This window comes from Microcoleus sp. AT9b-C3, from assembly GCF_036705485.1.
Classification (GTDB): Bacteria; Cyanobacteriota; Cyanobacteriia; order Cyanobacteriales; family Microcoleaceae; genus Microcoleus.
The window spans coordinates 1-23,691 of sequence record NZ_JAUBUR010000061.1 but is presented as its reverse complement, the minus strand read 5'-3'; the positions used below and the strand labels follow the sequence as shown (position 1 = coordinate 23,691).

The 23,691-nt window shown below is 48.0% G+C and carries 11 protein-coding genes; 9 read left to right on the top strand and 2 right to left on the bottom strand.

The annotated features are described in order from the left end of the window. Nucleotides 1–257 precede the first annotated feature (257 nt). The 4 genes from QUB77_RS29995 (at nt 258) to QUB77_RS29980 (ending at nt 2,694) form a co-directional block, all read left to right on the top strand. Nucleotides 258–920, top strand: a complete 663-nt coding sequence (locus tag QUB77_RS29995; RefSeq protein ID WP_333180821.1) for a glutathione S-transferase family protein — start codon at nt 258–260, stop codon at nt 918–920. Further along, on the top strand, nt 917–1,345 hold the full coding sequence (locus tag QUB77_RS29990) for a hypothetical protein (protein WP_333180822.1): 429 nt from the start codon (nt 917–919) through the stop codon (nt 1,343–1,345). Before QUB77_RS29995 ends, QUB77_RS29990 begins: the two co-directional genes overlap by 4 nt. Nucleotides 1,346–1,846: 501 nt before the next feature. After that, a complete protein-coding gene (locus QUB77_RS29985) occupies nt 1,847–2,116 on the top strand; it encodes a hypothetical protein (protein WP_333180823.1) in 270 nt (89 codons plus the stop codon). A 254-nt stretch (nt 2,117–2,370) separates the two neighbouring features. Beyond that, nucleotides 2,371–2,694, top strand: a complete 324-nt coding sequence (locus QUB77_RS29980; RefSeq protein ID WP_333180824.1) for a hypothetical protein — start codon at nt 2,371–2,373, stop codon at nt 2,692–2,694. A 484-nt stretch (nt 2,695–3,178) separates the two neighbouring features. On the opposite strand, the gene QUB77_RS29975 is transcribed toward QUB77_RS29980, so the two are convergent. Next, nucleotides 3,179–3,364, bottom strand: a complete 186-nt coding sequence (locus QUB77_RS29975; RefSeq protein WP_333180825.1) for a hypothetical protein — start codon at nt 3,362–3,364, stop codon at nt 3,179–3,181. Nucleotides 3,365–3,683: 319 nt separating this feature from the next. Here QUB77_RS29975 and QUB77_RS29970 point away from each other — a divergent pair, with 319 nt between their 5' ends. The 3 genes from QUB77_RS29970 to QUB77_RS29960 all read left to right on the top strand — a co-directional run bounded on the left by QUB77_RS29970 (nt 3,684) and on the right by QUB77_RS29960 (nt 12,993). Further along, nucleotides 3,684–4,565, top strand: coding sequence for a lysophospholipid acyltransferase family protein (locus QUB77_RS29970; RefSeq protein WP_333180826.1), 882 nt, complete (start codon nt 3,684–3,686; stop codon nt 4,563–4,565). Nucleotides 4,566–5,021: 456 nt separating this feature from the next. After that, nucleotides 5,022–5,855: a sulfotransferase gene (locus QUB77_RS29965; protein WP_333180827.1), complete on the top strand. Its 834-nt coding sequence runs from the start codon at nt 5,022–5,024 to the stop codon at nt 5,853–5,855. Nucleotides 5,856–6,009: 154 nt separating this feature from the next. Then, entirely contained in the window at nt 6,010–12,993 is a 6,984-nt protein-coding gene (locus QUB77_RS29960; protein ID WP_333296190.1) for a choice-of-anchor D domain-containing protein, read from the top strand. 123 nt (nt 12,994–13,116) lie between these two features. Here QUB77_RS29960 and QUB77_RS29955 read toward each other — a convergent pair whose 3' ends face one another. Further along, on the bottom strand, nt 13,117–14,493 hold the full coding sequence (locus QUB77_RS29955) for a 2-polyprenyl-6-methoxyphenol hydroxylase-like oxidoreductase (protein ID WP_333180784.1): 1,377 nt from the start codon (nt 14,491–14,493) through the stop codon (nt 13,117–13,119). Between the two features lie 399 nt (nt 14,494–14,892). On the opposite strand from QUB77_RS29955, the gene QUB77_RS29950 reads away from it, so the two are divergent. Further along, nucleotides 14,893–17,991 carry an MFS transporter gene (locus QUB77_RS29950; RefSeq protein ID WP_333180783.1) on the top strand — a complete coding sequence of 1,033 codons (3,099 nt, stop codon included), beginning with the start codon at nt 14,893–14,895 and terminating at the stop codon, nt 17,989–17,991. Between the two features lie 858 nt (nt 17,992–18,849). Next, nucleotides 18,850–23,415, top strand: a complete 4,566-nt coding sequence (locus tag QUB77_RS29945; protein WP_333180782.1) for a response regulator — start codon at nt 18,850–18,852, stop codon at nt 23,413–23,415. Nucleotides 23,416–23,691 lie beyond the last annotated feature (276 nt).

The window sequence follows — 23,691 nt, the reverse complement described above, 5'->3', positions numbered from 1 at the left end:
GCTCAACCTTTGTTTTATTAGGCTGATGATTAGAAGGCTTGCACCCTCTTCTTAGATGTCAAATGGGTTCTATAAGAGACTTTTGCAGAGTGGGTAACTAGCGAGGCGATGACGGCGGAGGAAGCCTGTAAACGGATCAGAGTAATTTCAGATCAAGGTCTCAAATAACTTTGAGAGAAGGCAGCAAAAACTGATCCGCCTAAGTGCATAATCAAAATGTGGCTTTTATTACCTTTGAATAACCAGGCACACCAATTATGAAACTTTACCACACTCCCATATCCCCCAACTCCCGCCGCGTCTGGACCGCCCTCTTAGAAAAAAACCTCGACTTTGAAGTAGTAGAAATCCACTTAGACGGCGATCACTTGCAGCCAGACTTTATCGCAATCAATCCTTTTCACCGCATCCCTGTTTTGGTCGATGATGACTTCACAGTCGTCGAGTCTCTAGCAATTCTTGACTATCTAGAAACGAAGTATCCCGAACCGGCAATGCTGCCAAAAGAACCGAAAGATTTGGCAGTTGTGAGGATGGTAGAATTTGTCACGGTTAACGAACTTATACCGCAACTTTACCCCCTAAGCAGTGAAAAAATGGGACGGGGAACTCCCCAACCCCAGGAAATCGAAAAGGCTAAGGAAAAAGTCAATACTGTGCTGACATTCTTTGAAGGCTTGTTGGACGATCGCCCTTTTTTCGCTAGCAACAGTGTCACGTTTGCCGAGTGCGTTGCTGGCACCGTCGTACCCTTGCTATCTTGGGGTGGTGTGTCCCTAGACGGCTATCCTAAAATTAAAGCTTGGTGCGATCGACTAATGTCGCGTCCCTCATGGCAGCAAACTCAATTCACCGAGGCAGAGTTGGCGGCTTTCGCATCTCGGAGACAAAAATTTCTGGCACAATCTGCTGCCTCATGAACCAATCAATTGTCAAGCGATCGCTCTTTTTCCTAGCTATTTTCGCCTGCATCCAAATTCCCATCGCAGCAAAGGGGCAGCCCGCCGCCCGATCGAACTACCAAGCAATTAACGCTAAACAGTTCCTGGGCGATCGCAAAATTACCGTCTCCAACCCCCAAGATATCGCAGCAAAACTCTTTATTTTCGACACAGAATCTGAAGGCAGAAAAAGCGACCAAATTTCTGTTGAATATCCCACGCGAGAAACAGCCGTAATTCTCCAAACCGTCGTCGGTTTAGCTGACGATTCTGTTGCTGGAATGCGGCACCGCATCGAACTCAGACTCAGGCAAAATAAGTGGGAAATTGTCTGGATTGGCCGACAATCGAAGTGTCAACCAAATCGCGGACACCAAGATTGGGCAAGCGGCCGCTGTCAGTAGAAAGGTCGATCGGCTTTTTGCTTAAATTCATTCATCCCGCGTGCGTTGCCAGGAACCAAGCTAGGACTTGACGCCACTCACGAAAAAAAGAAGCTGATAAAGATTGGCTACCGCTGCTTCCCGATAGAAATAAGTTATTGATTCGTAAGTCCCAGAAGCAGTCTGGGCTCGGCCTTATTCCCTGGCTGCACGACAATCTTAAAACTATTTTTGGTGTCGATCGCTCTTTTAGTCAAAAAGAGCGATCGAACTCACAATTTTACTTGCACATGATCAAATTTCCAGCCGAGATGAATCCCGCCACAGGGGCTGAAATCTCAACCCAATTGCGGTTTTCTCCATTCTTATCTTTCACTAACTGGAAATTTGGTACAAGCGTTACTTGACCGTTAGCAGGTACACCGCCTTTAACAGCAGAAGTCTTTGAAGGCTCGGTGCGGATAGCTAGACCCCTCGGCGCTACGCGAGGTTCTACTTGGCGGCACAGACTTACCGGGCCTGGTGCTGGCGCTGGTGCTGGCGCTGGTGCTGGCCCTGGTGCTGGTGCTGGCGCTGGTGCTGGTGCTGGCGCTGGCGCTGGTGCTGGTGCTGGTGCTGGCGCTGGTGCTGGCGCTGGTGCTGGCGCTGGTGCTGGCGCTGGCGCTGGTGCTGGCGCTGGTGCTGGCGCTGGCGCTGGTGCTGGTGTTGCTGCGGGTGCAGGTGCAGGTGCAGGCGCTGGTGCAGGTGCAGGTGCCGGTGCCGGTGCCGGACTTGGGGAAGGAGTTTGACTAATGGTGCACGAACCTAAATTACTTTCGTCGTTGGGATATCCGCTAGCCACATACCCTGTGACGGGAGCGCTAATTTGAATCCAGAGGCGACCGTCGGAGGCTTTAACAGAAGTAGCGCCTTGGGACAGTGTTACCTGAGTGTTAAGTCCTACCCCGCCCACTCTAGGGGATTTGGGGTCTGGGTTCTGGCGAACGGTCAAACCTTCTTTGGGAGTGACTTTACGGCAAAGGTTCCCAGCCTGGGCTATTTGAAACGTGGCGCTATCTTCAAAGGAAATATTTTCCGCATCTGGACTGACAGTGGATGTTGATGGGGCGGCAACACCGATGGCATTCGCCTGCAAACTTCCGGCTACGATCGCGATCGCGCCCAGCAATGCAGCGGGTTTATTCCAGCAATTCAAGTTTTTCATCCGTTCAACTCCTCACTTAACCACAATCATTATCTTAATTGCACGTCAATATAGCAAAAAAATCGATTTGTCTTCCACAAAAAAGCTTTATATAACTTTTTTATGGCCGCAAGTCAAGTTGTATTTATATTATTTAATGTTTGGTGAGTTGAGCGAAGACAAATAAAGCTGCTACGCCGATAAATGACTCATTATGGCAGAGCGCGGGAGGGAGAAGGGGAGAGTGTCCGAGTCGGGGAATGGGAGAGCGGGAAAGTCAAAACTCAACAGTTAACAGTTTAAATGCGGCACAGTTTGCTAGGAATCCAAGTCATCTGTTGTCCGCCAATATCTTGTCACGTGTTCGTTAAACTATTTAGCTGTCAGTTGTTGCAGTTGAGTAATATAGGGCTACATTTCAGGTGAATTCTTGGCACATTCGAGACAGAGATGGTGCTTGAGATGCTGCCTGATTCTGAGTGACAGGCGATTGGCACGATCGACGCCATCGTCGTAGTGGGGTGTCGGAAGCCGGATACAGTTCTTCGATCTCTACTGTCGATCGTACCTTACCTAAACAAGACTTACGCACTCAAGGGCGTTAAATCAAGGGTTTGAGATTGCTTCACTACATCTTCGGACAGAAAATCGTAGTACGTGCGTCAGTCCTCTTAAAATTGTGGCAAACAGCACCAATCGCTAGCCTTGACCCGATGGCTGGCGTCAATTTGATAAAATCTTCCAAAACGGAAACTTATCGGCTTGAGACACAGTTGTGTTTTTGTGGCTAAAGCCGCCCCGCCATCAGCGACAGTTGCTGTAGCTGTTTGCAAACGGTTTTGTTCCTGTGGAGACAACCAGCACAAAACCTCCGAACAAAACCAGCCCGCTCAAATCAGAAACCCCATATTTGCGCCAATTCTGATTTAATTATATTGCTATAGCAACAGCGCTTGATGTTTATGAGGTTTTCACTTGCTCAAACTAATGCGGTAGATTCCTGCGGAATGGGAGCCTATTAATGATAGGAAAAATCTTTTTTTACCAGGGCGATGGCGATTAGCGCACGCACAAGGAGAGGAAAAGCCCAATTAATCTCCTCCCTTCTTCCTTCTTTCCCAAATAACTAAATTCTTCTCTCTTCTAGAGCTAAAGCTTTCTTCCTTCTGCTATATAATGACCCAAGCGTTAAATATTTTTGCAGTGACAAAAACTACTAACAAAAAAGACGGCAAATCCTCTAAATATCCCTTTGACGGTCTATCTTTAGACGATCGCAATCCCGACTTCATTAAGCTTCTGTTGCCAATCTGGGAATGGCTGTACCGCTACTATTTTCGCGTACAAAGCGACGGCTGGCACAATGTACCCGCGAGCGGAAAAATGCTCGTTGTCGGTTCTCACAACGGGGGAATCGCCGCTCCAGATATGTTTATGTTCCTATACGAATGGTTCCACAGGTACGGCACGGAACGCTTGGCCTACGGATTGATGCACCCCACGGTTTGGCAAGTTTCTCCTGATGTTGCTAGCATGGCAGTTCAGTGTGGAGCCCTCAAGGCGCATCCGAAAATGGCGATCGCAGCTTTGCGGAAAAACGCCCCTGTTCTTGTCTATCCGGGCGGCGCACAAGATGTTTTCCGCCCCCACCACTTGCGCGATCGAATCTATTTTGCCGGACGCAAGGGATTTATCAAATTAGCATTGCGAGAAGAAGTGCCAATTGTACCAATTATATCGCACGGTGCCCACGATACTTTGATAGTTTTGGCAGATTTGTACGAACAAGTTAAGCAATTGCATGAATGGGGGATGCCGTGGTTGTTAGGCATCGATCCGGTGGTATTTCCGGTGTATTTGGGATTGCCTTGGGGACTGAGTATTGGGCCTTTGCCGAACTTGCCTTTACCCGTGCAAATTCGGACTCGCGTCTGCAAACCGATTGTATTTGAGAGGTATGGTTCGGAGGCGTCGCGCGATCGCGATTATGTTGATGCTTGTTTCGATTTAGTTACAACTCAAATGCAAGAACAATTAGATTGTTTGATTGGTAATTGAGAATTGCAGAAGTTCGATCGATCAAACAACCTTCTTACAGCCCTGAATCCCGGTAGAAGACTCCCCAACGCTTGGGTTGCGGGTGCGGCCAGGACTGATTTTGGTCAAGATTTCTCTGAGCACATTTTTTGCCCAAAGCAATGACCGAGGTTATGATTATTATTGGCCGAGTTCGATCGCACTTTTCTCCAACTCGCGAGTATATAATCATACACTCAGTTGACTGCCATCTACCGCAAGATAGATTTTGCAATAAACTCGGCGGTAATTCCGTAAAGTTATGCAACATCGAACTTAAAGCAAATACCGTCTCAGATGCTGGATTCACTGTCTTGCCTCCAGAGATTATTGAAAGTCAATGGTGTGCAATCATACAGCAAGTAGCAACCGCAAAAGCGATCGCTTTCTTCTGTTGAGGTGCAGACTACTTGCCAACCTTAAACATATTCCAACTGGATGCCCCAGAAAGCCCACTTCATCTCGGGATTGCCGCGTTCAGGCTCTACCTTACTAGCAGCCATCCTGCGACAAAACCCCCGGTTTCACGCCGCCATGACTAGCCCCGTGGGGGGTTTAGTAGAGCGAATGTTGGAAGCCATGAGCGAAGACAATGAGTTTTCCACGTTTATTTCGCCTGAACAAAAACGGGCGCTGATTATGAGCATCTTTTCTGCTTACTACCACCCGCAAGTTGATAAAGAAATTGTCTTTGACACCAATCGCCTTTGGTGCAGCAAATTGCCATTAATTCGGGAACTATTTCCCGAAGCGAAAGTCATCTGCTGTGTCAGAAACATCGCTTGGATTATGGACAGCATCGAGCTACTGATTCGGCGTAACGCCTTTGATGTTTCCCGGTTATTTAATAATCCAGCGGAACGGGCTACAGTCTACAGTCGCACGGAGGCATTAAGTCAAGGTTCGCGTTTAGTGGGTTATGCTTATAACGCCCTTAAAGAAGCATTTTACAGCGAACAGAGTGCCTCTCTCCTCTTGGTTGATTACGAGCTATTAACCATAAACCCGGCTAAAACCATGTCGTTGATTTATCAATTCATTGGTGAAGACCCTTTTGAGCATGATTTTGATAGTGTTGAATATCAAGAGCCAGAATTTGATAATAAGCTGAAAACACAAGGGTTACATCAGGTGCGTTCTCAAGTCGAGTTTAAACCTAGAAAAACGATTTTACCCCCCGATTTGTTTGAGCGATTTGATGGCTTATCTTTTTGGACAGATGCAACATATAGCCGCGCCAGCGCCATTGTAGCGAAAGCAAAATTAACATAGACTTTTGACGACTATTGATATCTAAGACCAAGCAAAAACTATCAGGTAATCTACCGTGAACAACCAAATTATTTTCGTAGACTCATCCGTACAAGACTATCAAAGCCTTATTCAAAACGCCGATGCCGCTCAAATTGTTATTTAAAATAACAATTTGAGCGGCATCGAACAAATTACAAACGCCTTAGCCAATCAAAAAGACATAGAAGCCGTACACATCCTTTCTCACGGCAACCAAGGCAGTTTCCAACTCGGTGCCGACGTACTCAATGAGAATGATATAGAAACTTTCAACACTCAGCTAAAACAGTGGGGAAAGGCTCTGACAGAGAACGGAGATATCCTACTTTATGGATGCGATGTAGCGGCCACAGAAACTGGCAATAATTTTGTCAAGCGATTGAGTGAACTCACAGGTGCAGATGTCGCAGCCTCTAACGACTTGACGGGAAATGCAGCTAAAGGGGGCGACTGGGATTTAGAAATAGTAACTGGCAAGATTGAATCCGCCGTGCCGTTTAATCGGCAGGCGATGGAAGATTATGACTATACACTGGCAAATTTTAATGTCACAGTGGCAATCGATGATGGCACGGGCACTGTAGCAGGTACTTTAAGCAAAGCAATTTTAGATGCGAATACCGCAGCCGGAGATGACACAATTACTCTCCAAACAAATGTCACGTTTACGCAAATTCCGAATCAGCTAATCGATAGCAATATCGCTTTTATTGGTGGCGGTTTCACCGTCAGTGGAGATGCCAATAACAATAGCATCAATGATACGGGTGACGTTCGCCTCTTCTTTGTGAAGTCTGGAACCGTCAGTTTCACCAACATGACCATTAGCGGGGGTCGCGCCCAGGGCGGAGATGGTAGTGGTGGGGGCGCAGGTATGGGGGGTGGCTTGTTTGTTTATAACGGCACAGTCAGCCTGAATTCTGTCACCTTTTCTAATAACTCTGCCATTGGCGGAAATGGTATCAGAGGTGGCAGAGGTGGCAGCGCTAATTTTGTGCCTGTCAATCCGGCTAATAATGGTGCCAACCAGACTGGAAGTAACGGCAACGGCAGTAACGGCAACGGCAGCAACGTCAACGGCGGCAACGGCGGCTTCGGCGGCAACGGCGGCAACGGCAACGGCGGCAACGGCTTCGGTGGCGGAGGTAACGGAGGCAACGGCAGCGGAGGCAACGGCGGCTTCGGTGGCGGAGGCGGCAACGGCTACGGCGGCATTGGCTACGGCGACAGCGCCAGTGGGAGCAGCGGAGGCAACGGCAACGGCGGATACGGCGGCTTCGGCGGAGGCGGAGGCTACGGCAGAGGCGGTCGCGGCGGCGACCCCGATAAGGACCTCCCTGGCGGTTACGGTGGCTTCGGCCAAGGTCAGGGGGGTGGCGGTGGCTTCGGTGGTGGTGCCGGCTTCGGCAGAGCCGGCAACGCGTTTATCGAGGTCCGCGGAGGCTACGGCGGAGGCGACGCCGGTGGCTACGGCGGTGCGGGCATGGGGGGTGCAGTATTCATCCGTCAAGGTACTCTTATCCTTGACAGCACCACATTTACCGACAACACTGCTACAGGCGGTACGGGTACCGCCCAGTCCCCTCGAAATCCCGGTCGAGGCAAAGGTGGGGCAATTTTTGCCATGCGTAATCTTTACAACATCCCTGGCACCCAGCAGGGAATGCCCACTGCGCTACCCACTGTCATCTCATTTGGAGCAACTTTCACCGGCAACACCGCTGCCAACCAAGCTGGCACTCCCGCTGCCAACACCCCCGCCAACGGTCAAGGAGTTAACCAAGATAATAACGATGTTTACGGCAGCATCAACGCTGCACCCGTCCTTGCCGATACCACCGTCACCCTCACCAACATCCTAGAAGACTCCAGTGCTCCCACTGGCGCTGTCGGCAACCTCATCTCATCTATTGCTGCTATAGGTACAAACATCACCGACCCCGACATTGGCGCAGTGGCAGGCATCGCCATCACCGCCGCCGACACTAACGGCAGTTGGTTTTACACCATAGATGGAGGTACTACTTGGAACGCCTTGGGCTCCGTATCCAATACCAATGCTCGCCTACTCACCGCCAATGCCAATACCCGCATTTACTTCCAACCCAACGCCAACTACAACGGCACCCTCACCAACGGCATCACGTTCCGCGCCTGGGATACGCTCTCTGGCACCAACGGCGGCACCGCTGATAGCAGCACCAACGGCAGTAGCACAGTCTTCAGCACCGCTACCGACACCGCAGCCATCACCGTTACCCCCGTCAACGACAAACCCAGTTTCACTAACTTAGGCAACCAAACCCTAACAGCTTGGACAAATACAGTTCAAACCGTCAGTAATTGGGTAAATAGCGTTACTTTCGGCCCCGCCGATGAAGCCACTCAAACAGTTAGCAACTACACGGTTACTAACACCGACAATACCCTATTTACAACTCAACCAAGTGTAGCAACCAATGGCACGCTGACCTACACTCCCACTGGCAAACCCGGTACTGCCACCGTTAGCGTGCAACTGCAAGATAACGGTGGTACGGCGAATACTGGTGTTGACCTTTCCGATATAGCCACCTTTAATATCACCATTCCCGCACCGAAAGTTAACCTCACTGCGAGCACAAATACTGCCAGCGAAGCCGGGAAAACTGCTATTACCTTTACCGCCACTGCAGAAGGTAACGTCTTCGGCGCTCAAACACTTAACTTAGCATTAACTGGTACTGCTAGCGCTGCGGATTTTAGTGATACTATTCCCACTCAAATCACGATACCAGATGGAAGTAAGACGGGGCAAGTAACCCTAACAGTTAATGATGATTTAATTTCCGAAGGTGTGGAAACAGCTACTTTAACAATTAGCAACCCGTCAACAGGGATAGGATTAGGTGCTACTACTAACCAAAGTGTGGCAATTACAGATAATGATAATGCTGGCATTACCATCACACCAACCACAGGATTAACTACTACCGAGGCTGGTGGGAAAGCGACATTTACAGTTCAACTCAACAGTCAACCGACAGCAGATGTGACTGTAGGTTTAACCAGCGATAACACCGCCGAAGGAACAGTTTCCCCAAGTTCAGTCACTTTCACCTCAGCGAATTGGAATACTCCCCAAACAGTCACCGCAACGGGAGTTGATGACAATCTAGTAGATGGGAATAAAGCCTATAACATTGTCACCGCCGCCGCTACCAGTACCGACACTAATTACAACGGAGTTAATCCAGCAGATGTCGCGGTGACTAATACCGATAACGACACCGCCGGATTTACAGTTTCCGCCATTAGTGGAAACACCACAGAATCCGGTGGGAAAGCGACATTTACAGTTCAACTCAACAGTCAACCGACAGCAGATGTGACTGTAGGTTTAACCAGCGATAACACCGCCGAAGGAACAGTTTCCCCAAGTTCAGTCACTTTCACCTCAGCGAATTGGAATACTCCCCAAACAGTCACCGCAACGGGAGTTGATGACAATCTAGTAGATGGGAATAAAGCCTATAACATTGTCACCGCCGCCGCTACCAGTACCGACACTAATTACAACGGAGTTAATCCAGCAGATGTCGCGGTGACTAATACCGATAATGACACCGCCGGATTTACAGTTTCCGCCATTAGTGGAAACACCACAGAAGCCGGAGGGAAAGCGACATTTACCATCCAACTCAACAGTCAACCGACGGCAGATGTGACAGTAGGTTTAACCAGCGATAACACCGCCGAAGGAACAGTTTCCCCAACTTCAGTCACTTTCACGAATGCTAATTGGAATACTCCCCAAACAGTCACCGCAACGGGAGTTGATGACAATCTAGTAGATGGGAATAAAGCCTATAACATTGTTACCGCCGCCGCTACCAGTAGCGACACTAATTACAACGGATTTAATCCCACCGATGTCGCGGTGACTAATACCGATAACGACGTAACTCCCTTACCAGAAATTCAAGTTTTAGATGGAACAACAGATATAGTTGATGGTACTGCAAGTGCGATCGACTTTGGCAGTGTCACAGTCGGTGCGACTCTCAACAAAACCTTTACCGTCAAGAATCTTGGTACAGCAGTTTTAAACCTTAGCAACCTGACTTTACCAACCGGATTTAGCATTGTCGGAAATTTACCTGCAACAGTTGCAGCAGGGGGTACAACTAACCTGCAAGTTCAAGTAGATACAACCACAGCAGGAAATAAAACAGGTACGCTGCAATTTGTCAATGATGATAGCGATGAAAATCCCTTTGATTTCCCGATTTCAGCATCAGTCACAGCAACAGCAACTCCAGAAATCCAAGTATTAGACGGAACAACAGATATTGCTGATGGTACCACAAGTACGATCGACTTTGGCAGTGCATTAATTGGCGGCACTCTCAACAAAACCTTTACCGTGAAAAATCTCGGTACAGCAGCTTTAAACCTCAGCAACCTGACTTTACCAACCGGATTTAGCCTAGTCGGAACTTTACCTGAAACTCTCGCAGCAGGCGATATAACTAGCCTGCAAGTTCAAGTCGATACAGCAACAGCCGGAAATAAAACAGGTACGCTGCAATTTGCCAATAACGACAGCGATGAAAATCCCTTTGATTTCCCGATTTCAGCATCAGTCACAGCCACGCCCTTACCAGAAATCCAAGTTATAGACGGAACAACAGATATAGTTGATGGTAGTACAAGTGCGATCGACTTTGGCAGTACAATTATTGGTGGCACTCTCAACAAAACCTTTACAGTCAAAAATCTCGGTACAGCAGCTTTAAACCTCAGCAACCTTACCCTACCGACAGGATTTAGCTTAGTTGGAACCTTACCTGCAACTGTTGCCGCCGGCGCGAGTGCGACTTTGCAAGTTCAAGTAGATACGACAGCAGCCGGAAATAAAACAGGTACGCTGCAATTTGTCAATGATGACAGCGATGAAAATCCCTTTGATTTCGCGATTTCAGCATCAGTCACAGCTACACCATTACCAGAAATCCAAGTCTTAGACGGTACAACGGATATTGCTGATGGTAGTACAAGTGCGATCGACTTTGGTAGTGCATTAATTGGCGGCACTCTCAACAAAACCTTTACCGTGAAAAATCTCGGTACAGCAGCTTTAAACCTCAGCAACCTTACCCTACCAACCGGATTTAGCATTGTCGGAAATTTACCTGCAACTGTCGCCGCCGGCGGTACAACTAACCTGCAAGTTCAAGTAGATACAGCCACAGCCGGAAATAAAACAGGTACGTTGCAATTTGTCAATGATGATAGCGATGAAAATCCCTTTGATTTCCCGATTTCAGCATCAGTCACAGCTACACCATTACCGGAAATCCAAGTATTAGACGGCACAACGGATATTGTTGATGGTACAACAAGTGCGATCGACTTTGGCAGTGCATTAATTGGCGGCACTCTCAACAAAACCTTTACAGTCAAAAATCTCGGTACAGCAGCTTTAAACCTCAGCAACCTTACCCTACCGACAGGATTTAGCTTAGTTGGAACCTTACCTGCAACTGTTGCCGCAGGCGGTACAACTAACCTGCAAGTTCAAGTAGATACAGCCACAGCCGGAAATAAAACAGGTACGTTGCAATTTGTCAATGATGATAGCGATGAAAATCCCTTTGATTTCCCGATTTCAGCATCAGTCACAGCTACACCATTACCGGAAATCCAAGTATTAGACGGCACAACGGATATTGCTGATGGTACAACAAGTGCGATCGACTTTGGCAGTGCATTAATTGGCGGCACTCTCAACAAAACCTTTACAGTCAAAAATCTCGGTACAGCAGCTTTAAACCTCAGCAACCTTACCCTACCGACAGGATTTAGCTTAGTTGGAACCTTACCTGCAAATGTTGCCGCAGGCGGTACAACTAACCTGCAAGTTCAAGTAGATACAGCCACAGCCGGAAATAAAACAGGTACGTTGCAATTTGTCAATAATGATACGGATGAAAATCCCTTTGATTTCGCGATTTCAGCATCAGTCACAGCATCGGTACCAACCCCAACTCCTGCACCAGTACCCACGCCAACTCCTGCACCGGTACCAACCCCAACGCCTGCACCGGTACCAACCCCAACGCCTGCACCGGTACCAACCCCAACTCCTGCACCGGTACCAACCCCAACTCCTGCACCGGTACCAACCCCAACTCCTGCACCGGTACCAACCCCAACGCCTGTTAACCTTCCCGATGCAGACTGCATTTGCGACAAAATTGAGTATCCCAATCTCAACCAACCCAACCAACAAATTGATAACATTATCAATGGTGGTGTTCTGCTAATTGGTACTCCCAGCAACGACGCTTATTTTGGCAGCAACAGTACCAATATCTTCGATGCTAAAGAAGGCAACGACAATCTATTTGGTGGCGAATTTAATGATATCTTCAACGGCAATGAAGGCAACGATTTCATCGACGGCAACAAAGGAGACGACCTCCTGTTTGGCGGCAAAGAAAACGACATCATTCTTGGCGGTTTGGGTGAAGATACTCTTTTCGGGAATAAGGGCAACGATTCAATTAACGGCAAAGAAGATAATGACTTAATCTTTGGCAATCAAGGCAATGATTTCATCGACGGTGGCAAAGGAAACGATAATTTATTCGGCGGTAAAGCAAACGATGTAATTCTCGGCGGTGAAGGCAATGATACTCTCTACGGACAACTCGGAGATGATACTTTCTGCGGCGGTGCAGGAGATGACCTAGCTTATGGCGGTCAAGGCAATGATTTAATTAACGGCAGCTTGGGCAACGATGCGATTTATGGAGACCTAGGTAACGATACGCTTCTCGGTTGCGAAGGTAATGATATTTTGTTTGGAGGTTTAGACAACGACAGCTTAATTGGCGGTTTTGGCAATGACACATTTGTCATCGGATTTAATCAAGGATTTGATATTGTCTCTGATTTTGTCAAAGGTCAGGATCTCATCGGATTGTCGGGAGGTCTGAGTTTTGACCAGTTAGAAATTAGTCAGAACAATAACAGTGCGCTGATTAAATTCAAGGGAAGTGGAGAAGTATTTGCTTCCTTAACTGGAGTCAACGCCACCTCCATTGGTGTTAGCGATTTCCGAAGAGTCTGAACCTAAAATAACGCAGATGAATATGATTTCATCTGCGTTTATCTCTCTTGATGCTGAAAAAAGAGACTTGGCAAAAATAAGCTCATTCCGTCTCAACTCTTTCTATTAATTCTGCCTTGTGCCTTATACTTTCTGCCCGCCGCTGACTAATTGCCCGATCGCCTTCAGCGCAATACTGGGATGAAAAAGTACAGCCGGCGACTCAATCATGTGCAGAACTTCCAAAAATGCTTGACAAACTTTAGCATCTCCGATCAGCACTTTTAACACCAGATCCATGTAATCAATTATCAGCCGCGTAGCGAGGTTTGGTTTTGCACCTTCACTTCCCCGATAGCGGGAATCCTGACTGATAGCAAACATCCAGGGAATAGTGTGTAATTTTGCTAGTTTTTCTTGAAATTGTCGCCCAAAGCCTGTTAAATCGCCTTCGGGATACCGCTCTCTTTGCTTTTGCAGGCATTCATCTAGCATCTGAGCATCCAGTGCAGCTACCGTCATTCCCTGTCCGTATATCGGGTTAAAAGCGCAAACTGCATGACCGATAATTATTAAGTTTGCAGGGTAACGACGGAGGCGATCGTAGTGGCGCAAACGGTTTTCTGTACCTCGATAACTATAAACAGGTGTTATTGCTTCTGCGTCTTTAATTGCATCATAAATTGCCGGGGTTGGCAAAGTGCGGGTAAATTCTAGAAAACCTGCTTCGTCTGCGGGGGGATAATCGCGATCGCCCCCGATGAGAAGCACCAGCCAGCGATTGCCTTCGATCGGAAAAATTGCACCGCCACGGGTGCGAGATGGCGGTGCGGTTGACACAAATACTGGCGCAGTGTCTGACAATTTACCGCTGCCTTCATAGATGCGGCTGGCATAGCCGACAAAAGCATTGATAGCGGTTTCTTGCGGAGGTTCATAGCCCAAACTTTTCAACCATTGAGGTGTTTTGGAAACTTTGCCGCCAGCATCGACTACTAAATCTGCATACAAATTCTCTGAATGGATGTTACCAGGGTTGTGGCGATCGCGAAAACGCACCGACACGCCCGCAACTTCCGTGCGTGAGGCATTCGCCAGCAGCCCCGTTACTGTGCCTCCTTCGAGGAAATGCACGTTCATATTTTCAGTCAAGCGGCGGCGAATTTGCCAATCCAGTAAATCCCGACTGAACATAATTAAATCATTTAGATCCGGGCTAGATTGCGGGGCCCAACCCGCCGGACTAAACCACCTGATCGACCTTGGATCTAAAGTAGGAGCACCAGCAGCTATCAGTTCGTTTTCCCAGCCGGGAAACAACTGTTGTAGGATGATTTTTCCCCCATTTAAAAGGATGTGAAGATGACGGGATTGAGGAATCCCGGGGCGAGGTGCGGGTTTTTCAGGAAAAAAATCTCGTTCAACAATACTTACTCTGTCGAAGTGTTTTGCCAATACTCTAGAGGCCAACAGTCCTGCTAAACTGCCGCCAATAATAATTGCATGACTTTCTCGCTGCACTATCAAATTCCTTGAAAGCTAATTTACTATGGCATTGGTTGATGAATTGTGAACAATTTGTCTGGGCTTGTGTGCCGACTCTTAATATCGATCGACCAAAGATTTTCCTGTGCGATAGTTTTAACCCGGCTTACAATTACTACCATCTATCTCGGAGGCGCCGCAGCGCACCTTACTCATAACTGAGAACTAACAACTTCACAACTGCCAATTTACATAGCACAAATATTCCTAAAGTGACAGCCCGCCGCAGACATATTTCTACACTTCCAACTGTAGGGGGATGCTTTAGCTCGTCAATAAGGCGATGCTTGCCATTGGGGGCATGAGTCTAAAACTATACATTGGTTAACTTGCGCCAATGAGCGCGCTCACCCACTGCTTAACGAGGAATATACTATGTATCAAAATTTGCCAATAAATCCACAACTGTATAACATCGGGTTCTGGCTGGCTCAAGTGCCAGTACAGCAGACTACTACAAACACAGCAGAAGACGCAGCACTCCTCTATTCCGGGCCGCAATTTTTTATCGCCTTAATAGCTGGAGTCGTACTAGCCTGCGCTTTCCAACTCTTGCTAACAAATTTATCAGTAGCTGCGGGTCTTTCGTACATGGGACAATCCCACGACGACGGCCACCACTCGGATAGCGGCAGCCCCCCAGTCCGCCACATTGGCCGAAAGGTAGGTACTTGGACGCTAATCACTGTCACCGTTGCCCTATTCTTTGCTTGCTTGCTTGCAGTTAAGCTTAGCTTGATTAGCAGTCCCGGTTTAGGTGCGATCGTCGGTTTAGTAGTGTGGGCAGCCTATTTCTCAATGCTTGTTTGGGTGAGTTCCACTACCGTCGGTTCCTTGATCGGTTCCGTCGTCAACACCGCCACATCAGGTTTTCAAGCGATTGTCGGCACCGCAGCCTCGGCCATTGGCGCAAAAGCAGCCAGCAACCAAGTAGTCGCCACCGCCAAAGCAGCAGCAGCAGCAGTGGGCCATGAACTGGGTAGCGCGATCGACCCTACAAGTTTGCGCGAAAACGTCGAAGACTACATCCAAAGCCTCAAACCGCCTGAATTAGACATCAAAGCGATGCGTAGCGAGTTTGAAAAATTGCTTAACGATCCGCAACTAAAAACCATTGCAGCCGAAAATTTGCCGAATCTCGATCGGCAAACTCTCGTAAATTTAGTAAGTTCGCGATCGGACTTATCAAAACGCGACGTAAACCGGATTGTAGACCAACTTCAAGATGCTTGGAAACAAGTAGGAAAACAAGGGCAGCAATCAGACGGCATCGCCCAATTAGTAGACTATCTCAAATCTGCCAAATCGGGAGATTTGGTCTCAGATAAATTGGCAAGTAGGGTAGAAAAAGCCCTCAGCAATCTGGGTGGTCAAAATTCTGGACAAAACCCGACCATGATGACCCAAGCAACGACAATGGCAGTCAATGCTTTAATGGGAATAGTATTGGGTCGCACGGATATTTCTGACTTGGATCTTGAAAAAGTAGTCGGTCAGCTCAAAGAAGCTAAAGACAAAGTTACCCAGCAAACTGATAAAATTACCGCTCAAGTCAAAGGCGAACCCGTAACTTACAGCCCAATTCGTGCCGACGTAGAAAACTACCTACTCAACACTTATTCGTGGCAGATGAACCCCCAAGCCATCGAGCGCGAATTTCGTGACGTACTCTACGATCCTACAGCCGATCCAGGAACTGTGCGCCGCGAATTAGAAAAACTAAAACAGTCTAATTTTGCCGAAATCCTGGCGAGTAGAGGTGTTTTTACGCAAGACAAAATTAAACAAATTTCCCAGGAATTAGAAGCAATTAGACAGCGTGTTTTACAAACCGTGATCTTTGCCGAGGAGCAAGAAAAAGCTCGCGATTTGCAGTGGCGGGTGGAAACTTATTTGAAGCTGACGCCGAAAGAAGAACTGACAGCAGCAGGTATCGGGAGCGAGTTCAAAAAAATCTTAGAGGATTCGGACGCTAGTTACGAACAGTTGCGCGATCGGCTTTCTCCTTACACCCGCGACAGTTTTGTGCAAATTCTCCGAGGTCGCGAAAACTTCGGATTCCAGGAAGTAGAACAGATTGTTCAAGAGTTGGAAAGGACGCGAGAGGTAGTTTTAGCAGATGCTAACGGTCTGCAAGAAGCAGCCCAAGTCCGACTAGACAACCAGTGGCAAAGAGTACAAGAATACTTGAAGTCTACGGGCAAAGAAGAACTCAATCCCGAAGGCATCAAGCGCGATTTGAAAACGCTGCTGGATAACCCAGAAGCGGGAATGTGGGCGCTGAGAGCTAGAGCTTCTAAGTTCGATCGCCAAACTTTGGTAAAATTGCTATCTCAGCGGAAAGACCTCAGCGAAGACCAAGTAAATCAGCTTCTCGACAGCACCGAAGAAACTTGGCACGGCGCGCTGCACGCACCGCAAAAGTTGGCAGAAAAAGCTAAGGATCAGTACGACCAAACCACCACCGCCCTTGCAGATTACCTTCGCAATACTGGCAAATCAGAACTCAATCCTGAAGGGATTAAGCGGGATTTGACAAAACTGCTGGAAAATCCCAAAGAAGGAGCTTTAGCGCTGCGCGGCCGTCTGTCTCAAGTCGATCGCGATACTTTGGTAAAACTGCTTTCTCAGAGACAAGATTTGAGCGAGGAACAAGTCAATCAAATTATCGACCAAGTACAGGAAACCCTGGGTTCGATTGTGAAAGCGCCGCGCCGTTTGGCAAAGCGGATGCAAAGCCAAGTGCAGGATTTTCAGAGTGTTTTAGAAGATTATTTGCGTAATACAGGCAAGGATGAATTAAATCCCGACGCCATCAAGCGCGACTTGCAACTGCTGCTGCATGACCCGAAAGTCGGCGCTTACAGTTTGGGCGAGCGCTTGTCACACATCGATCGAGCTACAGTTGTTTCTCTGCTGTCTCAGCGGCCGGATATTTCTGAAGCAGAAGCTAATCGCATTGTCGATGGAATTTTGTCGGTGCGCGATGAGTTCGCAATGCAAATTCAGAAAATACAGGAGGGTATTCAGTCGGTAATTGACGGGATTCTCGGAAAAATTCGGGATTACCTCAATTCGCTCGATCGCCCTGAACTGAATTACGAAGGCATTACGCGGGACGTGCGGAAGTTATTTGACGATCCGCAAGCCGGATTTGATGCTTTGCGCGATCGGCTGGGTCATTTCAATCGCGATACTTTAGTAGCACTAATGAGTTCTCGCGATGACATTTCCGAAGCAGATGCCAACCGCTTGATCGACCAAATTGAAAGAAGCCGCAACAGCGTCTTGCAAAGAGCAGAACGCTTGCAGCAAGAGGCGCAGCTTCGCCTCGAAAGCATCAAACTGCAAGCCGAAAAACAAGCCGAAGAAACCCGGAAAGCAGCAGAAGTTGCCTCTTGGTGGCTGTTTTTCACGGCTCTTACCTCGGCGGCAGCAGCAGCAGGCGCTGGTGCTTTAGCGGTCATCCGATAAAAAAGACTCCAGTTGCGATCGGATTGCAGATAGTGCCTGATATGAGTTTCTACTGATATCAGGCACTAATGTTAGTAAAGAATTTGATCGGGGAGTGGGAATGGGTTTTTATTAATTTGTTGGTACTGTTGAATAATGTTATGGGTAAACCCGTTCCTACCCGTTTGTTGAGGATTGTGGAAACTGTGAATTTATAAATCTTAATTAGCAGTTTTGATTAATTCAAAAGAGAAAAGTAAAACACTGATTTTTTTGATTGTTGTATATTTTATTTTCGGATGTAATAAATGAAAAGTCGCCGGATATTCATTGCCTCTGCTATGACAATTGTTGAACGCCGTTCAAGCTTCTAGGCTGGATAGGCTTTTAAGCTTATTGCACTACTCCTGCAAGGATTGCTATAAAACGACAAAAATCAAAACAGCTATTGAAATGAGATCCTTTTGGCAGGCAAAACTCGACCCACCAGTCCGCTCTCTCCTCAATATTTTTTAGGTACAATAATAGTGAGGGTTATCAACCCAGCACGCCTGTTATACCAACCCCCCGCGGCCCTGGCTGCGTCAGTATCAAACGCGAACTGTTTTGAGTTCGATCGGCGGTTTATTTTGAAGAGGCCGATCGTCAGGTTATAACTTGTAGGTAATAGGTTGTGCATAATAGGGAACTAAAGCTGTGAAAATACTACACTGACTGTGGGGGGCAACATACCGGATACCTTGGAAATACCAAGGGCTTTACTCTCGTCACCCCAGAACAGCCCAAATACGCAGGCCCTGCGATCGCCAATGCTAAACAACCTACGTCTCAAACCTCTCCTGGCTAGTTGCCTAGTAGCACCGTGAGGAGGGCGACGCCATGCAACTCCGAAAAAAAACACTATTAATCATCGGTGCAGCGCTGATCAGCCTGATTGTGGTTCTGTATGCCACTGCATCAACTATTTTGCTGCATGATTTTCACAACCTGGAGGCACAGTACGTCCGCCAGGATGTCGCACGGGCTTTGGACGCATTAGATGATGACTTGTCTAATTTAGACACCAGCGCCCAAGATTACGCCGAGTGGGACGATACTTACTCTTTCGTCGAAACACGGAACGAAAATTTTGTCAAGTCAAATTTCGTCGATTCGACATTTATTTACTTGAGACTAAACTTATTGGTGCTGCTTGACTCCAACGGTAAGACGATCTTCAGTAAAGGTTTCGACCTGAAATCCCAAACCGAAATCCCGATTCCCGAAAGCTTAAAACAGCACTTGACCGAGGCACTAATAGACTCATCGACAGTCGAGGGCGATCGCCCCGCCGCCAAAACAGGCGTCCTCACTCTGCCAGAAGCCAGGCTGCTGATTGCCTCCAAACCCATCTTGAACAGCAACACTCAAGGCCCGTCGCGGGGGACGCTGATCTTGGGACGCTACCTCGACAGCAGCGAAATTGGTTTGCTTTCAGAACTGACTCACCTGTCAGTGGATTTTAGATTGCCGAGTTTAGATTTTAAAGTGGGAGCCGCGAACTACTCCGGGCACAGCGCTAAGGCGCTGGCTCGATCGAGGCAGGAGTTGGAAAATGTCAAACTCAAAATTTCCAACCTCAAATCAGTAGAAATTTTAGTCGAGCCACTCAGCGACACCTTAGTCGCAGGATACGCCCTGATTCGCGACATCCACGGCAACCTAGCGTTGCTGCTGCGAGTAGAGACAGATCGCATCATCTACGGCCAAGGTCAGGCTACCTTGGAGCTGTTTACCTTATCAATACTGGCAGTAGGTTTAATATTTAGCGCCATCACCCTGCTGTTGCTAGAAAAATTAGTCTTGGCCAGATTGGCTTCATTGAGCACCAGCGTCAGCAACATCGCAGCCAACGGCGACCCAAGCTTGAGAGTTCATATTGCCGGAGCAGATGAGCTCGCAAGCTTGGCCGACGCCATCAACCGAATGCTAGAAGCATTGGGCAATTCTCAAGTCGAACGTAATGAAAGCGAAGACCGCTATCGGTTGATGGCCGAAAACTCAACCGACATGATCACCAGACACGACCCCAAAGGCGTGTTTGTTTACGTCTCGCCCGCCAGCCGGGCTTTGCTGGGATACGAACCTTCGGAACTCATCGGCCGCGTCCCCAAGGATTATTTTCACCCCGACGATTTAGAAACCATTGCCAAAGCTCACTGGAAAGTCCTGGCGCTCCCAGTTACTTACACCGTCAGCTACCGCATCCGTCGCAAAGACGGCAAATACATTTGGTTTGAAACCACCGGCCGCACGATCAGCGATCCCCAAACCGGCGAAGTCCAAGAAATTATCGGCATTTCCCGCGACATCAGCGTGCGGAAGCAAACAGAACAAGAACTTCGAGAAAGCGAAGCTGCAATCAAAGCTTTGTACCAAGTGACTTCGGCTCCCCGTACAGACCCGCTCAACCACCTCTCTACCTTTGATTTGCGACTCCAAGAACTGCTGGCAATGGGATGTCGGCATTTAGGCCTGTCCGTGGGAATTTTGTCCTGCATTCAAGGCGACAACTATCAAATAATGGCTGTGGAGTGCCCCGACGGGTCGATCGTCAAAGACCAAATCTACGATCTGGAAAAAACTTTCTGCGTCGCTACGGCAATGGCAAAAGAACCGATTTACTTTGAGTCGGTGCGATTTTCGGGTTTTTCCTTCAACACGGACGATCGAGCCTTCCCCATCGAAGCTTACATGGGCATTCCCGTCACGGTCGCAGGTGAAGTTTACGGCACTCTGTGCTTCTTTTCTCCGACTCCTGTGACAGAACCGTTCCGAGCTGTAGACAGAGAGTTGATGAAACTGATGGCTCAGTGGGTGGGAAGCGAACTCGAACGCCAGCAAACTGACGTAGATTTGGCAAAAGCTCGCGATCAAGCACTGGCGGCTACTAGAGCCAAAAGCGAATTTTTAGCCACCATGAGCCACGAAATTCGCACTCCGATGAATGGAGTCATCGGCATGACCGGTTTGCTGCTGGATACCCCCTTAACTCGCGAACAGCGCGATTTTGTAGAAACTATCCGCAGCAGCGGCGATGCCTTGCTGACGCTGATTAACGATATTCTAGATTTCTCGAAAATTGAGTCGGGCAAATTGGACTTGGAGGAACATCCGTTTGACATCCGCACTTGCATTGAGGAATCTCTAGACTTGGTAGCTGCTAAGGCGGCAGAAAAAAAACTGGAAGTTGGTTATTTGATCGATCGTACTGTACCGGCAACGGCGATCGGCGATAGCACCCGCTTGAGGCAAATTTTAATCAACTTGCTCAGTAATGCTGTTAAATTTACCGACGCTGGAGAAGTGGTGGTTTCGGTGACTGCCAAAAAGATTTCAGTGCCGCCGGCTAACGCTAAAGAACCGCCATTAATTGCTGGCGAACCGGTACCAATTAACCCAGCATACGAAATACATTTTGCGGTCAGAGATACCGGTATCGGCATTCCGAGCGATCGCATGGATCGGCTATTTAAATCTTTCAGCCAGGTTGATTCTTCAACGAGCCGGCAGTACGGCGGTACCGGATTGGGTTTGGCAATTAGCAAGCGTTTGGCCGAAATGATGGGCGGCCGGATGTGGGTGGAAAGTATGGGTAGTGTCGCGGGCAATCCTCCTGCCGATTTTAGATCGTCGGCAGTTTTTGATTTGGGATGGGCAGAATCTTGCGAAATTGCCGAAAAATATGGCTGTGGCAAATCTGTACTCAGCAATAAGCCGATCGGGCAAAATACGAAATCTGTTGGCTCTACTTTTTATTTTAGTACGATCGTTTCTGGCTGCAAGAATTCCTTACCAGTTAACTTGAGCAATTCTCAACCTGAATTAAGTGGTAAGCGAGTCTTAATTGTCGATGACAATGCTACCAACCGCAGAATTTTGACTCTCCAAGCTCAGTCTTGGGGAATGGTGGCTAGGGCTTCAGATTCGGCTCGTTTGGCTTTAGATTGGCTGGCTGCTAAAGAGATGTTTGACTTGGCAGTTTTGGATATGCAAATGCCGGAAATGGACGGGTTAGCTTTAGCGGCGCAAATTCGCCGGTATCCTGATTGCGAAAAGTTGCCGTTAGTGATGCTAACTTCGATCGGCAGGCAAGAAATTCACCCCCCTGCTATGGAGATGGATTTTGCTGCTTTTTTGAATAAACCCATCAAACAATCTCAGCTTTACAATGTTTTAATCAATATTTTTGGAGAACAGACAACGGAATTTAAAGGGCAGCGCACCAGCGGGGCTTTCTTGCAAAGCATACCCATGCTGGCTGAGAACTTACCCCTGCGGATTCTGTTGGCTGACGATCATTTGGTGAATCAGAAGGTGGCTTTGCAAATTTTACAGCGGATGGGGTATCGCGCAGATGTGGCGGGAAACGGTATCGAAGTGCTCGAAGCTTTGCGCCGCCAGCCTTATGATGTGGTGCTGATGGATGTGCAAATGCCGGAAATGGACGGACTGGAAACTACCCGCCGCATCCGCGAGCAATTTTCAGCAGATTTAACTGTAGAAAATCCGACGGAAGAATCAGAAGTTTCGGCGACAGATGAGCAGTCTAACAATCGAAAATCGAAAATAGAAAATAGAAAATTGACTGAGGAATCTAACAATCGAAAATCGAAAATAGAAAATAGAAAATCGACTGAGGAATCTAACAATCGAAAATCGAAAATCGAAAATAGAAAATCGACTGAGGAATCTAACAATCGAAAATCGACGAGGCCTTGGATTGTGGCGATGACGGCAAATGCGATGCAGGGCGATCGCGAAGAGTGTATGGCTGCGGGGATGGACGACTATTTGAGCAAGCCGATCGCCATTGAGCAGTTGGTGCGAGCTTTGATCGCGTGTAAATCTCGCTCGAACTCTGCATTTGATCGTCTGCAGCCGATTGTTTGTTTGGATGCCCCGGCGGAACACATCGAAGGAACGAGTGAATTAGAAGTGCGATCGAATGTGGCTGTTGCAGGAAATCCACCACTGACAATTCCCAATTCGTCGGCCGTCGTCGATTGTGGTGCATCAAATCTCGATCGGGCTTTGTCACAGAGTCAGGATTCCCTGAGTGCCAATATTATAGAGGGACTGCGCGAAGTGGAAGCTTTGGACGAGGCGATCGAGATTTACCTCGAAACAGCTCCCGAACTGCTGCGAGGCATCTCTATGGCTCTGTCCAACGCTGATCCGCTGGCTTTGCGGCGATCGGCTCACTCTTTGAAATCGATTAGCGGTACTCTCGGTGCTTTTCGCTTGTTTGAGCTGTGCGAGGAACTCGAAATCATGGGCCGCATGGGAACAAATGCTAACCAGCCTTTACCTGATCCGGCCTGCGCGCTTTTAGAACAGGTTGAGGCCGAGTATCAAAGAGTCGAAACGGCATTAAAAATAGAAATGCAGTCAGTTGATTGTTAGCTGTTAGATCGTGTCCGATTGATTTCTCATAAATTCAAGTCCGCTCCGGGTAAGGCTGTCCATCTGAAGCAACACTAGACAATCGAAAGTTATCTCACCCACCCCAAGGAGGCTACCATGTACACACAAGTCAAAGTAAACTAGGCTCATGTTTTGAGAGAGGTATAAACCCTGGGGGGGTGACAAAGAGGTCTACGAGATATAGCAATCCTAAATGATTTTCTGTGTGTAACTATATTGACGTATTTTGGGGAAATCAAATGTATGTTCGTTAGT

Bases quoted from the DNA above. Each gene is read 5' to 3' on its own strand.
- QUB77_RS29970 (WP_333180826.1), top strand. From the start codon at position 3,684: ATGACCCAAGCGTTAAATATTTTTGCAGTGACAAAAACTACTAACAAA.
- QUB77_RS29945 (WP_333180782.1), top strand. From the start codon at position 18,850: ATGCAACTCCGAAAAAAAACACTATTAATCATCGGTGCAGCGCTGATC.
- QUB77_RS29995 (WP_333180821.1), top strand. From the start codon at position 258: ATGAAACTTTACCACACTCCCATATCCCCCAACTCCCGCCGCGTCTGG.
- QUB77_RS29965 (WP_333180827.1), top strand. From the start codon at position 5,022: ATGCCCCAGAAAGCCCACTTCATCTCGGGATTGCCGCGTTCAGGCTCT.
- QUB77_RS29990 (WP_333180822.1), top strand. From the start codon at position 917: ATGAACCAATCAATTGTCAAGCGATCGCTCTTTTTCCTAGCTATTTTC.
- QUB77_RS29950 (WP_333180783.1), top strand. From the start codon at position 14,893: ATGTATCAAAATTTGCCAATAAATCCACAACTGTATAACATCGGGTTC.